This window comes from Shimazuella sp. NTD247, from assembly GCF_059510415.1.
In genome coordinates, this window is sequence record NZ_JCAJZU010000003.1 from 425,259 (window position 1) to 439,287 (window position 14,029).

The 14,029-nt window shown below is 40.1% G+C and carries 18 protein-coding genes; 15 read left to right on the forward strand and 3 right to left on the reverse strand.

Annotation, left to right across the window (positions count from 1 at the left end):
- Nucleotides 1–8: 8 nt before the first annotated feature.
- From AC5WOC_RS10570 to AC5WOC_RS10640, 15 genes are all read left to right on the forward strand, one after another.
- Nucleotides 9–1,154 (forward strand): M20 metallopeptidase family protein, encoded by a 1,146-nt coding sequence (locus AC5WOC_RS10570; RefSeq protein ID WP_496055372.1) that lies wholly within the window; start codon nt 9–11, stop codon nt 1,152–1,154.
- Between the two features lie 19 nt (nt 1,155–1,173).
- Nucleotides 1,174–2,136 carry a threonine ammonia-lyase gene (locus AC5WOC_RS10575; protein ID WP_496055373.1) on the forward strand — a complete coding sequence of 321 codons (963 nt, stop codon included), beginning with the start codon at nt 1,174–1,176 and terminating at the stop codon, nt 2,134–2,136.
- Nucleotides 2,137–2,255: 119 nt separating this feature from the next.
- Nucleotides 2,256–3,005 carry a hypothetical protein gene (locus AC5WOC_RS10580; RefSeq protein ID WP_496055374.1) on the forward strand — a complete coding sequence of 250 codons (750 nt, stop codon included), beginning with the start codon at nt 2,256–2,258 and terminating at the stop codon, nt 3,003–3,005.
- Nucleotides 3,006–3,154: 149 nt separating this feature from the next.
- Nucleotides 3,155–3,481, forward strand: coding sequence for a YlxM family DNA-binding protein (ylxM, locus tag AC5WOC_RS10585; RefSeq protein WP_496055375.1), 327 nt, complete (start codon nt 3,155–3,157; stop codon nt 3,479–3,481).
- Nucleotides 3,482–3,500: 19 nt separating this feature from the next.
- Nucleotides 3,501–4,844, forward strand: a complete 1,344-nt coding sequence (ffh, locus tag AC5WOC_RS10590; protein ID WP_496055376.1) for a signal recognition particle protein — start codon at nt 3,501–3,503, stop codon at nt 4,842–4,844.
- Between the two features lie 38 nt (nt 4,845–4,882).
- A complete protein-coding gene (gene rpsP / locus AC5WOC_RS10595) occupies nt 4,883–5,140 on the forward strand; it encodes a 30S ribosomal protein S16 (RefSeq protein ID WP_496055377.1) in 258 nt (85 codons plus the stop codon).
- Between the two features lie 19 nt (nt 5,141–5,159).
- Entirely contained in the window at nt 5,160–5,672 is a 513-nt protein-coding gene (gene rimM, locus AC5WOC_RS10600) for a ribosome maturation factor RimM (protein WP_496055378.1), read from the forward strand.
- Between the two features lie 9 nt (nt 5,673–5,681).
- Nucleotides 5,682–6,419: a tRNA (guanosine(37)-N1)-methyltransferase TrmD gene (gene trmD, locus AC5WOC_RS10605; protein WP_496055406.1), complete on the forward strand. Its 738-nt coding sequence runs from the start codon at nt 5,682–5,684 to the stop codon at nt 6,417–6,419.
- An 87-nt stretch (nt 6,420–6,506) separates the two neighbouring features.
- Complete coding sequence (gene rplS, locus AC5WOC_RS10610) at nt 6,507–6,860, forward strand: 50S ribosomal protein L19 (RefSeq protein ID WP_496055379.1); 354 nt, start codon at nt 6,507–6,509, stop codon at nt 6,858–6,860.
- A gap of 67 nt (nt 6,861–6,927) precedes the next feature.
- Nucleotides 6,928–7,497, forward strand: a complete 570-nt coding sequence (lepB, locus tag AC5WOC_RS10615; protein WP_496055380.1) for a signal peptidase I — start codon at nt 6,928–6,930, stop codon at nt 7,495–7,497.
- Nucleotides 7,498–7,523: 26 nt separating this feature from the next.
- The gene (gene ylqF, locus AC5WOC_RS10620) at nt 7,524–8,402 is read left to right on the forward strand and encodes a ribosome biogenesis GTPase YlqF (protein WP_496055381.1); all 879 of its coding nucleotides are present in this window, start codon (nt 7,524–7,526) and stop codon (nt 8,400–8,402) included.
- Nucleotides 8,386–9,162 (forward strand): ribonuclease HII, encoded by a 777-nt coding sequence (gene rnhB, locus AC5WOC_RS10625; RefSeq protein WP_496055382.1) that lies wholly within the window; start codon nt 8,386–8,388, stop codon nt 9,160–9,162. Before ylqF ends, rnhB begins: the two co-directional genes overlap by 17 nt.
- Nucleotides 9,159–9,521 carry a YraN family protein gene (locus tag AC5WOC_RS10630; protein ID WP_496055383.1) on the forward strand — a complete coding sequence of 121 codons (363 nt, stop codon included), beginning with the start codon at nt 9,159–9,161 and terminating at the stop codon, nt 9,519–9,521. The genes rnhB and AC5WOC_RS10630 overlap by 4 nt, the downstream gene beginning before the upstream one ends.
- An 87-nt stretch (nt 9,522–9,608) precedes the next feature.
- Nucleotides 9,609–9,959: a hypothetical protein gene (locus tag AC5WOC_RS10635; protein ID WP_496055384.1), complete on the forward strand. Its 351-nt coding sequence runs from the start codon at nt 9,609–9,611 to the stop codon at nt 9,957–9,959.
- Nucleotides 9,960–10,119: 160 nt separating this feature from the next.
- Nucleotides 10,120–11,274, forward strand: a complete 1,155-nt coding sequence (locus tag AC5WOC_RS10640; RefSeq protein ID WP_496055385.1) for a D-alanyl-D-alanine carboxypeptidase family protein — start codon at nt 10,120–10,122, stop codon at nt 11,272–11,274.
- 178 nt (nt 11,275–11,452) lie between these two features.
- Here the strand turns inward: AC5WOC_RS10640 and AC5WOC_RS10645 are convergent, their stop codons facing one another.
- The 3 genes from AC5WOC_RS10645 to ilvA form a co-directional block, all read right to left on the reverse strand.
- Complete coding sequence (locus tag AC5WOC_RS10645) at nt 11,453–11,761, reverse strand: hypothetical protein (RefSeq protein ID WP_496055386.1); 309 nt, start codon at nt 11,759–11,761, stop codon at nt 11,453–11,455.
- 109 nt (nt 11,762–11,870) lie between these two features.
- Nucleotides 11,871–12,629 (reverse strand): metallophosphoesterase family protein, encoded by a 759-nt coding sequence (locus tag AC5WOC_RS10650; RefSeq protein WP_496055387.1) that lies wholly within the window; start codon nt 12,627–12,629, stop codon nt 11,871–11,873.
- 62 nt (nt 12,630–12,691) lie between these two features.
- Nucleotides 12,692–13,960, reverse strand: coding sequence for a threonine ammonia-lyase IlvA (ilvA, locus tag AC5WOC_RS10655; RefSeq protein ID WP_496055388.1), 1,269 nt, complete (start codon nt 13,958–13,960; stop codon nt 12,692–12,694).
- Between the last annotated feature and the right edge of the window lie 69 nt (nt 13,961–14,029).

The window sequence follows — 14,029 nt, forward strand, 5'->3', positions numbered from 1 at the left end:
TGTACGTAATGGAGATCACACAAGAATTAACCAACTGGGCAGTCTCTCATCGACGTCATCTCCATCGATTTCCGGAACTATCAGGTCAGGAGTGGGAAACACATCAATATATTAAAAAACATATTCAAGAACTAGGATTAGAGATATTGGATTATCAGCCGCCCAGTTTGGTTGCTTTCCTTTCAGGCACAGAAGGAAACAAGACGATAGGGTTACGAGCTGATATTGATGCGCTGCCTATTCAAGAAGCAGGAGACAAACCTTGTTTTTCAGAGCGAACGGGAGTCGCTCATGTCTGTGGACACGATGGTCATATGGCAATATTATTATCTGTAGCAAAATGGGCCTCTGAAAACAAAGACAAAATTAAACCAAATCTTGTCTTTGTTTTCCAATCCGCAGAAGAAATTGGTCCCAGTGGAGCAGAGTCGTTGGTTGAACAAGGATTAACAGAAATATTGGATGAAATATATGGTCTGCATTTATGGCAACCGCTTGAACTAGGAAAGGTAGGGATTCTTTCGGGTTCGATGATGGCTTCTTCCGATGAATTTGAATTAACTATTCATGGTTCTGGTGGACATGGTGCACTTCCACATGAAACCATTGATCCTATTTTTATCGCTAGTCAAGTAATCAGTGGAATACAGTCCATCATCAGTAGAACGCTTAATCCTATGGAATCTGCTGTGATTACGATTGGGAAAGTAGAGGCAGGAACTACGTATAATATTATTCCAAATCAAGCGAAACTCTACGGAACACTTCGTGCCTTTACAAATGAAAGAAGAGCATGGTTGCCGAAAGAATTGGAGCGTTTAGCAAGAGGAATCTGTGCAGCATATGGTGCTTCTATCACATTTAATTTATTAAAGGGAACACCTCCTGTTATCAACGATTCATACACAAGCAAATATGTGAAAACAGTAGTAAATACTTCCTTTCCAACAGGTACGTATGAGACAATAGCACCATCGATGGCTGCTGAAGATTTCTCCTATTATCTACTGAAGATACCAGGATCATTTGTCTTTATGGGAATGAATAGTGATAGAAGCAGATATCCTCACCACGATCCTCGTTTTGATATTGATGAAAGTGCGATTCCAAAGGCAATTCACCTTTTTCAACAATTGATTTTGCATCATGTATAACTACGAGCGGAGGTCAAACATGTTAGAGGTATCATTGTTAGATGTCATTCAAGCGAAAGCAAAAATAAAAGACCAAATTTATGCAACACCTTTGGTAACATCTCCTATTTTGTCAGAAACTACAAAGGCAGAAGTTTTCTTAAAAGTAGAGGCATTGCAGAAAACTGGATCGTTTAAATTACGAGGAGCATTTACCAAACTGTATTCATTGACTGAGCAGGAACGAGAGAAAGGAGTCATCACCGCTTCTGCTGGGAATCATGCACAAGGTGTTGCTTATGCTTCAGCGCATTTACATATTTCTGCCTTGATCGTCGTTCCCAAAAATGCCCCTGAGACAAAAAAAGCGGGAATTCGTCAGTATGGAGCAGAGTTAGTAGAGTATGGAGATAATTATGATGAAGCAGAGGCATATGCATATAAATTAGCAAAACAAACAGGCAGAACCTTTGTTCATGCCTTTGAAGATCAAAAAATTATCGCTGGTCAAGGAACAGTAGGATTGGAAATATTATTGGAACAACCCGATTTAGATATGTTGATCGTACCTGCTGGCGGTGGAGGTTTGATCTGTGGTGTCGCATCTGTAGCAAAAGCAGTTAATCCAAATATTCAAGTGATTGGTATTCAATCCCATGCTTCTCCTCCTTGGTATTATTCTTTCCAGGCAAAGCGATTGGTTGACGTCACTTATCAAGATTCGCTTGCGGATGGCTTGCATGGCGGAATTACCCAAGGGAATCTTGATCTAGTGCTAAAAGTGGTTGATGACATTTTATTAGTAGAAGAAGCGGAAATTGCCCAAGCGATGCATTGGTTAGCAAAAGAGCATCACTATATCATTGAAGGTTCTGGAGCAGTAGGAGTAGCGGCGTTATTAAACGGTCATTTGGATGTAGCTGGAAAGAAAGTTTGTACCATTTTAAGTGGCAGTAATGTAGATGCGAGTAAGTTAGCGAAGATTATTGAAGCGAATGATTAATGTGTTCTGAACATCCTAGTAAAAAGAGGATGTTCTTTTTAATGCAAATTATAAATTTTAGAGGAATGTTTAAAAAGTGACTCCCCTGTACATTTGAAGTACAGGGGAGCTCCCTATCCTTGGTGCCAGTTTTACGCTGGTACCAGAATGCGATTCATCGTCTTCGTCCGCTTGTGCTTGCTACTGCTAGCAGTCCAAGTACCCCTCTTCCGATCGAAGTACCCCTTGCTGCAGAAGAGGATGTTGCTGGCTCCTGCAGACTGCAGCAGGAACTGCGTTCCTTTTCGGTTCGTCGTCAGAACACCTTGAAGCACCTGCCTGTTACTGAAGGTAACGAAATTGTACACCTCAATGGTGCCGACCTGGTCGTGATGGAAGCAACCGACCAAATTCACGGTGACTGGTGTGTCATTCGGAATCTGGATCGCTTCAATGCTCGACGGCAGAATGGTTTCAGTGAACTTCTTCATCGAAGATCTCCACTGATTGTTAGAATTGCCGATATAGCTGAACTCGATGTAGTGGAGATCGCCATTCCTGAGGTTGATCTGGCCACCAGTGATGCGATCGTACTGCTGACGCAGTACAATGGCACCATTCTTGTCCCGGTGAAGGCGGTGGAAGTACAGCGTTCCGCTCGCCGATTCAGCAGTGTTTTCTGTGTCTTCGAGGTACAAGTTCTGGGATACCCACAGCGGGTAGAAGAGACCATCCTCTCGGTGCTCGAAAGCGATTCCGGCTTTGAAGTCACCAACGATCGTGGTACCATCCTCCGAAACGATCATAAAACAGGTCTTCGCGTTGAGGGGGATGCTTGTGGTCGAAAACTGCATGTTGCATCCTTTCTAAGACAGAGAGTGTTTCCTTAAGTTTATTTTAAAGTACAAAATTTTGTATGTATATAAGGATTTAGTTTTTTCTCGACAGGAAGAGAGGAATGTCTTGACTCTTTCCGCAATCTCTGCTACTATTTTCAACTGTAAAGGAAATCACCTTGACACAACTAAGAGGTGATCATATGTTGGATCAAACAACAGAAATAAACTTACTTTATGACTTTTATGGCTCTCTTTTAACAGAGAAACAACAGTTTCTGTTAGAATGTTATTATTTTGATGATTGGTCTTTGTCGGAGATCGCGAATCATCAAGGCACTTCCAGACAAGCAGTGTTTGAAGGAATGAAACGTGCAGAGCAGCATCTGATAGAATATGAGAATAAATTGGAATTAGTAGCAAAACACCGTCAGCGTGATCAAATAGCAAAAAAAATTCTTTCCAAAATATCTGCTGATCCTTCATTGGAAGAGGAACTTGCATCACTTATTCAGCAGATGATCGATTAGAGGAAAGGGTGGTGAAAAGATGGCATTTGAAGGATTATCTGGTAGACTGCAGTCCATTATGTCAAAGCTTCGTGGTAAAGGAAAAGTGAGCGAAGCAGATGTCAAAGAGGCAATGCGTGAGATTCGTTTAGCTCTTTTGGAGGCTGACGTAAACTTTAAGGTAGTAAAAACATTTATCGATCGCGTAAAAGAAAGAGCAGTTGGACAAGAAGTACTAAAAAGCCTTACTCCCGGACAACAAGTTGTAAAAGTAGTAAACGAGGAACTAACTGCCTTGATGGGTGGAGAAGAAAGCAAACTTACTGTAGCCAGTAAACCCCCTACTATTATTATGATGGTTGGTTTGCAAGGGGCAGGGAAAACCACTTCCGCTGCAAAATTAGCTCGCTTGTTATCCAAACAAAATAAAAAGCCACTGCTTGTAGCAGCGGATATTTATCGTCCAGCGGCCATTAAACAGTTGGAAGTATTGGGTGAGCAATTAGGTGTTCCGGTCTTTTCTCTTGGCGATAAAGAAAGTCCTGTCAAGATCGCCCAAGAAGGTATTGAAAAGGCAAAAAAAGAGCAATTCGATACCGTTTTGATTGATACAGCAGGACGATTGCATGTTGATGAACAGATGATGGATGAATTAAGATCCGTTCGTCAAATCGCAAATCCAGATGAAATCTTACTCGTCATTGATGCCATGACTGGTCAAGATGCAGTTAATGTCGCTGATAGCTTCCATAAAGAAATGGAGTTAACAGGTGTTATTCTGACAAAGTTAGATGGCGATACAAGAGGTGGAGCTGCATTATCCGTTAAAGCTGTCACAAACTGTCCGATAAAGTTTGTGGGGATGGGGGAAAAAGCAGACGCACTCGAACCTTTTCACCCAGATCGAATGGCTTCGCGAATTCTTGGTATGGGAGACGTCCTCTCTCTTATTGAAAAGGCCCAAGAAGCAGTGGACATGGAAAAAGCAAAAGAACTAGAAAAGAAAATGCGCAGCCAAAAGCTGACCTTAAATGATTTTTTAGATCAACTGCAACAAGTTCGCAAAATGGGTCCATTGGAAGACATGTTGGCGATGCTCCCTGGAGCAAATGCAAAGGCACTAAAAAATGTCACAGTTGACGAGAAGAAGATGGATCGCATTGAAGCGATCATTCGGTCGATGACTGTACATGAAAAAGATCATCCAGAAGTGTTAAATGCGAGTCGTCGAAGGAGAATTGCGTTAGGAAGTGGAACTTCGGTACAAGAAGTAAACCAACTTCTGAAACAGTTTCAAGAGATGAAAAAGAGTATGAAACAAATGGCATCAATGATGAAAAATACAAAAAAACGCAAAGGTTTTAAATTCCCTTTTATGGGTTAAGTGTTTGAAGTGTACTCTAGAGTGGAGGTGAAAGAAAAATGGCAGTGAAAATTCGTCTAAAACGGATGGGTGCGAAAAAAGCCCCTTTCTATCGTGTGGTTGTAGCAGATGCTCGTGCTCCACGTGATGGTCGCTTTATCGAAGAGATTGGTTATTTCAACCCATTGACAGAACCAGCTCAGGTGAACATCAACGAAGAAAAAGCATTGAAATGGTTACAAACTGGAGCACAACCTTCTGATACAGTCAAAGCTTTGTTACGTAAAGAAGGTATCTTAGATAAATTTCAAAAATAAGGTTGGGCTGACGTAAAAAATGGAGTTTCTTCGCGTAGGTCAATTAGTAAATACACACGGAATTCGTGGTGAAGTAAAAATCATAGTAAATACGGATTTTCCTGAGCAACGCTTTGCAGTTGGAAAGCAAGTATGGCTTTCTCATCCAACACTTGTCAAAAAGCTGCCACTGACGATCGCTCATGTTCGTACACATAAATCTGCCTTGCTGATTCGTTTTCAGGAATGGAGCAATATCAATCAAGCGGAAGGATTTAAAGGAGCTTGGCTGTATGTTCCAGAAAATGAGGAAGTAAAAGATGAAGATGATGGTTTTTTCTTTCATCAGATTATTGGCTGTCAAGTGGTTACTACTGATGGAAAACAAGTCGGGAGAGTAAAGGAAGTTTTAACACTCCCAGCGAATGACGTGTGGGTAGTGTCCAGAGAAGGAGAGAAAGATTTACTACTGCCGTATATAGAGGATGTTATTAAGGAAGTAGATGTAGCACAGCGAGTAATCACCATGGAGTGGATGGAAGGACTGGAGTAAATGGCGATGATTCGCTTTGATGTATTAACCTTGTTTCCAGAGATGTTTCATGGATTTTTATCTCATAGTATCATGGGGAAAGCGAAGGAAAAAGGGTTAATAGAAGCTAATCTAATCAATTTTCGTGATTTTTCCGATTCCAAGCACCATACGGTTGATGACACACCATATGGCGGTGGGGGCGGGATGGTACTTCGTCCACAACCAATATTCGATGCAGTAGATTATTTGTTGAAAGATGCAGCAGAAATGCCTCCGATTATTATGATGACACCTCAAGGCGAACCTTTCTCGCAAGAAAAAGCAGAGGAACTATCATTATACCCTCATCTTGTTCTGCTCTGTGGACACTATGAAGGTTTTGATGAGCGAATCCGACAGCATTTAGTCACTCATGAAATATCGATGGGTGATTATGTGTTGACGGGTGGTGAGTTGCCAGCCATGATAATCATGGACAGCGTGAGCCGTTTGCTTCCAGATGTATTAGGTAATCCGATGTCTCATGTAGATGATTCTTTTTCTACTGGATTATTGGAGTATCCGCATTACACCAAACCAGCTGAATATCGAGGACTAAAAGTCCCAGATATCTTGCTTTCTGGTCATCATGCGAATATAGACAAATGGAGAAGAGAACAAGCACTTTTGCGTACATGGGAACGCCGTCCAGATTTGCTAGAATCTTCAACTCTGACTGAGGAAGACCGCAAATTTTTGCGTCAATTAAAAAGCCAATCGGACTAATTGTGTTGAAGAGACACATATGTTACAATGTTTCCGTTTCCTTGATTCGGGGATTTTTGAAAGATAGAGAAGGGAGGTAATCCGATCATGCAAGAACTTATTAAAAGTATTACTGAAGAACAGTTGAAACAAGATATTCCATTGTTTCGTGCTGGAGATACACTTCGTGTTCATGTGAAAGTAAAAGAGGGTCAACGTGAACGGATTCAGCTTTTTGAAGGAGTTGTAATCCAACGTCGTGGCGGTGGCATTTCTGCTACTTTTACTGTTCGTAAAATCTCTTATGGTGTAGGTGTGGAACGTACTTTCCCATTGCATTCACCTCGTTTGGATAAAATTGAAGTGATTCGTCGTGGTAAAGTTCGTCGTGCTAAATTATTCTATTTACGTAAACTTCGTGGAAAAGCAGCTCGCATCAAAGAAAGAATTTCACATAAGTAAATGCATGTTTCGCGAAAAGGGCTTGAGCAATCAAGTCCTTTTGCCATATTTGCATAGGGGGCCGTCGATGAGTGAATTTGTATCTCGCTCGGAACGACAACGAAGAGAAAGGCAAGAAAAGAAGAAAAATAATAATCGTTCTTCTCGTGCTTTTGACTGGGTAAAAGCAATTGTAGTAGCTCTTTTGTTAGCTGTTGTAATTCGTAGTTTTGTGCTTGAACCTACTTACGTGCAGGGTCCTTCGATGTTAAACACCACGAAAACAGGTGATAAGGTCATTATTAATAAACTTATTTACCGTTTTAAAACTCCCGCCCGTGGGGAAGTTATCGTCTTTCATTCTTCAGAACAGAAAGATTTGATTAAGCGTGTTATTGGTCTTCCTGGTGAGACGTTAGAAGTAAAAAATAATCATGTGTATATCAATGGCAAGGTCTTACCTGAACCTTATTTAACTTTTTCCAAAATAACCTCCACTGTCCCTCCAATAAAAATCCCAACCAATCAACTATTTGTGATGGGTGATAATCGCGAAAATAGCATGGATAGTCGAGAGTTAGGAACCATTCCAATCGACCAGATTATTGGTAGAGCGGAGTTTATTTATTGGCCCATTTCAGAGTGGAAGTCATTATGATTTCATGATCAAGAGGTGCAAACAGAATGTCGATTCATTGGTTTCCTGGTCATATGGCAAAAGCCAGACGACAGATAGAAGAGAAATTAAAACAAGTAGATATTGTAATAGAGTTATTAGATGGTAGATTACCACTAGCTAGTCGTAATCCAATGATTGATGAAATCACTGGAAATAAACCTAGATTAATTCTTTTTACAAAAGTAGACATGGCGGATGAATCCATTACAAAAGAATGGATTAATTATTTTACGGACTTAGGGATTTCAGCTTTGTCGATTGATGCAAAGACAGGAAAAGGAGTACAACAAATCGCTTCTACTTGTGAGCGAGTTTTGGAACCCCTATTTGTTTCCCGTCAAAAAAAAGGAATTGTCTCCAGACGGATGAGAGCAATGGTGTTAGGAATTCCTAATGTAGGAAAATCATCTTTAATCAATCGCTTGGCAGGTCGACATGCAACACAGACAGGAGACCGGCCAGGAGTGACAAAAGCACAACAATGGATTCGCGTAGGAAAACAACTGGAATTATTGGATACACCAGGTATTCTCTGGCCTAAATTTGAAGATCCAGATACTGGTATGAGATTGGCAATGAGTGGAGCGATTAAAGATGAAATCTTACCAACAGAAGAAGTAGCATTACATACTTTGAAATATATGTGTCTGCGTTATCCAAAACTGTTAGAAGAACGGTATGGTGTTGTAATAACAGAGCAAACCCCTGTTGAATTACTTGATGAAATTGGTAAAAGACGAGGTTGTTTGATGCGTGGAGGAGAAATTGATTGGGACAAAGCTGCAGATATTGTGATGGGAGATTTGCGATCAGGAAGATTAGGAAAAATTTCTTTGGAATCCCCGAGCGATTATGAGGAGGATGCGGATGAAGCGAACGATTGACGATTGGCGGAATTGGTTAAAAGAAAATGAAGTAACAGACGAAGTATTGCAAACGTTATTAGCAGATACTCGGCAAGGCGTAAAACAATTAGCGAAACGCTATCAGATACAACAGCGAAAACAGCAGCTAGAACAAGAACGCTTGGCGAAAATGTGGATTTATGAAGAGCAGTTATGGCAAGAAGGAAAAATGACAATAGCCGGCATTGACGAAGCAGGTCGAGGTCCATTGGCTGGCCCGGTAGTAGCAGCAGCAGTCATTTTACCACGAGATTTTGATGTGACAGGATTAAATGATTCCAAGCAAGTGAATGTAACAGAGCGAAACCGCCTGCGGAAACATATCGAAAAATATGCACTAGGGATTGGTGTTGGCATCGTTGAGGCAGATTATATTGATAAATATAACATATTGCAAGCTACATTTCATGCGATGCGTTTAGCTATTTTACAATTACCCGTTCAACCTGATTTTTTGTTACTTGATGCTGTTAAACTGCCTCAAGTTCATATAAGTCAAAAAAGCTTAATAAAAGGTGACAGCCTGAGTCATTCGATAGCAGCAGCTTCGATTGTTGCAAAGACTACCCGAGATGAATGGATGATGAAAATACATAGGCAGTATCCCCAATACGGATTTGATCAACATATGGGTTATGGAGTTCCAGCGCATTTGGAAATGTTAGATAAATATGGTCCAAGCCCCATTCATCGCCGAAGCTTTGCTCCTGTTCGAGCATCTCTAGGAAAAGCACAATGAGTGACCCGAGAAAGGAAACGGGTCGCAGAGGTGAGGACATGGCAGCAGGTTATTTGGTTTCCAAAGGGTGGGAGCTAGTAGCGAGAAATTGGTCAACAAACCTTGGAGAATTGGATATTGTTGCAAATGACGGTATGCATTTGGTATTTGTGGAAGTGAGGACTACCACCTCCACTCAGTTTGGTCTTGGGTTTCAATCGGTAGGTTATCGCAAGCAGCAGCAAGTCCGAAAACTCGCTACGCAATTTATTCAACAACAAAAAATGGATTATTTTCCTTTGCGATTTGACGTGATCTCTGTTCTGTTGTCAAAAGAGAGGGAATTTGTTGATTTGCAGCATTTGGAAGGTGCATTCTAAGTATTGGAAATATCCGTCTCTTGCTGACTTTTAATATATTTGTTACTATTTATATAGCAATGACCACCTATTAGACAGGAGTCACAGGTGGAGTCTTCCAATAACTTTTCCTTCTTATCAGAAGATGCAGGTTGGGAAGTGCACTACTACACCTTCCAGACACCTGAAGGACCGAAGACGTACTGGTTTGAGCGTCCAGTGGATGCTCGACTTCCGCATGAATCACCACTTCCAATGCCTCTGATCTTTCCGCATGGAGGGGTGTACAAAGGTCTAAAGAATGTGAGGAGTATTCTCAACCGTCCTTCGGGTCCTACTTATGTCGTGTACGACTCAGTGAGTGGAAAGGAACAGGAGTATGATCTCTATACGCTACTTTACAAGGGGAAGCAGATTCTCTACCGTCCTCCTGTAGCCCTCGCTGCTGTCGCACACTGACAAGAGGCAGTCGTGGTGAAACCACGGCTGCCGGACGAAAATACAATAAACTTTCAATAGATGCTAGCAGAGATGCTAGTTTTTCCTTTTTTGAAGTGTTACTATAATTTTATTCAGTGTTTTTATGCATATCGATAAAAATAGGCAGGAGAATGTGGAAATGTTAAGAAAATTTTCGCTATCTTTCATGTTGTTTGCAGTGCTATTTACTTCAATAGGGACGTCTGCATTAGCAGCCAGTCAGCCTACTGTTACATCAAAAGCTTATTATGTAATAGATTATTCTAGTGGAGCGATTTTAACTGGAGGAAATAGCAACACTTCATTACCCTTAGCAAGTTTGTCCAAACTAATGACTGCTTATATAGTGATGGAAAAAATATCACAAGGTAAGCTACATTGGTCTGATAAAATTACAGTAAGTAAACAAGCACAGGCGATTAATGAGTCAGAAATCAAATTGGTTGCTGGCGAAAAGATTACAATCAAAGAGCTTATGATCGGAATGATGGTACAATCAGCAAATGATGCAGCCTATGCTCTTGCTGAAAAAGTTAGTGGCTCCGAACGTAATTTTGCTACATTAATGAATCAAACTGCCAAACAATTAGGTTTGACGAAGACTATTTTTTACACAAGTAACGGTTTGGTTTATAAAGCTCCTAATGGAAAAGTATATACCAATACGATGTCTGCTCGTGATATTGCTATCCTTTCACGAACGATTTTAGCAAAACATCCAGAAATCTTATCTTTTTCCACTATCAAAACCCATACTTTTCATGCTGGAACATCTCGTCAAATGAAAGTCACCAACACAAATCTAATGTTACCTACTTTGAAATACGCTTATAAAGGTGTAGATGGGCTGAAAACAGGTTTTACCACTCCTGCAAAATATTGTTATGTCGGTACTGTTAAACAAAATGATTTTCGCTTGATTTCGGTTTTATTGGGATCAAGTACACTAGATACGAGATACAAAGAAACAAAAAAACTATATGATTATATTTACAAAAATTATTCGCCAAAATTAGTGTTGCAAGCTGGCAGAGCAATATCGACATATAAAACGATTCGTATAAGTGGACATAATGGACCGGTTTCGATTGTTTCGCTTCGTAATTTAACTGTGCCGCTGCTCAGAGGGCAAGAAAAAAATTATTCGTATCATGTTGTGATTTATAACAATCTGCGAGCTCCGATGAAAAAGGGCACTGCAGTAGGATATGTAGAGATTTATTACAAAGGGAAAATCGTTGCTGGTACACCACCAATCTCATTGGTAACGGCTAGTGACGTTGCAAAAAATTAATTCCTTTTCAAACTGTATTCTATAATACTAAAAGGATGCACCCCTCCCAGTAGGATCGAAATCTATGGGAAGGGTGCATTTTTATATGAATGATTCATTATTTGCTTGTCCCAAGAACAATGGAAGTTCTTGGGGTGAACACCATACTGGTGTTCAAAAAACAAGAGGGTGCAAAACGTTAGCTCATATCGTTACTACTGGTAATCCTATTTTTCTCAAACCAAATACGCAGGTACGGTTTGCCTTCATCGTTGGTGAAGTCAAGGTAGGTCTTATTTTCTGCTTCACTGAAGATTGCGTTAGGACAATATCCGAAAAGTTTTCCCGATGAATCAATGCTGGTCGGGACGACGATATCATAGAAAACATGACTCAACAAGTAGCTAAAAGTGTATTTAACATAGTTGCAGGTAATGGTACCTTGATTTTCAGCGAGGTCAATGGTGTACCCATTTTCGGTTTTCTTAAGTTCACCAGGGAGTTTCATGTTTTACCCTTCACTTGTAGGTATTTTAATTATAGAACGATTTCAAGATCCATACAATACGGTGGTTTTGTTTGCTTATATGAAATGAAAACGAATGAATTTATTGCTGTCATTCTCTGTTTTTTAACATATTTTCTAATATCTTCATTGCTTTAGATTCTGACATAGTATTTAGGATATATGTATCAATGAATTCTTGCGCTTGTGGATCATTACTAGCCCTTATTTCTTTAACCGCATTATCTCTGTCATATGCTGTGTATCGAAATTCATATCCTTCTGGGGAGAGCAGCATCCAATACGCTCCTGGTTGATCAGCAAAAGGCATCCCTACACTTCCTGGATTGAGAATGCGCAATTCTCCTACTTGAAGTTCAAATTGGATGTGAGTGTGTCCGCATACTACTAATTTTTGAGTTACACCATGAAAGATAGATTGAATTCTTTCTTGCGGTGTAATGGGAGTGAAAATTTCATTATCGTTATTTGGCGTTGCATGACAAAATAATATATCTCCCAATCCTTCTACAGAAAGCGTGATTTGTTCTGGTAATTGGGCTAGAAAATCTCGTTGAAAAGATGTTAATTGCTCGGCGACCCAGCGCTGCTTCTCGATCCCCTTTTCAGATAAATAAGATATCTCATGTCCTTTGTGAATCATGACAACTTCCCGATCACCATTTCCGCGTATGAATCGAATTTTCTCACCATAAGAAAAGAGACGCTGAAGTACTTGTTGAGGCATTGGTCCAGAAACAACGTCTCCTCCTATCAAAATTAAATCGGCTTGTATTACATGGAGTTCTTCTAATACAGCATGTAATGCTGGTAAATTTCCATGAATATCGTAAAGAGCCGCAATTTTCAAACCTCAAACTCCCTTTCAATGGATTGTTTATATCTATAAAAAAAGGAGGGACTCTCCTCCTTTTAAATCAGCAAATTAAATAATGTTGGGTTATTGTTTAGCTCGGTATAAGGGAAACCGTGATCTTCCATCCGTTGTAATAGGGCTTCATAATCTTTTGGATCTTTTAGCTCAATACCTACTAGTGCTGGACCTGAGCTTTTGTTGTTTTTCTTAATGTATTCAAACCGAGTGATATCATCATCTTCAAGCAATACATTCTCGACAAATTGCCGCAGGGCACCAGCGCGTTGTGGGAATGAAACGATGAAGTAGTGTTTTAGGCCTTCATAAATCAGCGATTTTTCTTTCATTTCCTGCATACGGTCGATATCGTTGTTGCCTCCGCTGACGATACAGACAACGGTTTTTCCTTTGATCTGATCTTTATAAAAATCAAGTGCAGAAACGGAGAGCGCACCAGCAGGTTCCACAACCAGTGCGATTTGATTATACAATTCAAGGATCGTACTGCATGCTTTTCCCTCAGGAATGAGTACAATATCACTTACGTTTTCTTTTACAATTTGAAATGTGAGTGCACCAACTTTTTTTACTGCTGCCCCGTCTACAAAAGGATCGATTTTATCGAGTTCTATCACATGTCCGACTTCCAGTGAACGTTTCATCGAAGCAGCGCCTTGAGGTTCAACGCCAATAATTTTACAGTCAGGATAAGCTTCTTTCATGAATGTACTAACACCAGCAATGAGTCCGCCGCCGCCGATGCTTGCAAACAAAAAATCTACCTTATCAATGTCATCCATAATCTCGATTCCGATTGTGCCTTGGCCTGCTATTGTTCGATGATCGTCAAATGGGTGGACAAAAGACATATTGTTTTCATCACAATACTTTTTTGCTTCTAGATAGGAGTCATCAAAAGTATCTCCAATTAAGATAACTTCAACGAAGGATGCCCCATATCTTTTTACTTGTTCTATTTTTTGTCTCGGTGTTGTAGTCGGCATGAATATTTTTCCAGTAATGCTCAATTTGCTGCAAGAGTAGGCGACTCCTTGGGCATGATTGCCAGCACTAGCACATACTACTCCGCGGTTTCTTTCTTCTTGAGTTAAGCTCTGGATCATATGAAATGCACCTCGTATTTTAAAAGAACGAACTACTTGTAAGTCTTCTCTTTTTAGATATACATTGCATCCATATTTATTAGATAAGTATTCATTCCGCTGCAGAGGTGTACGTACAATCGTATCTTTTATCAATTGATTTGCCTTGGTTATATCTTCGCTTTTCATAAGCATAGATTGTGTAGTCATTATTTGATTCATTCCTTTTCCACAAGTATCTTGAAAAAGATTCTATCATATTTTGGGAAGAAGTTTCGCTTTTTTGAAATC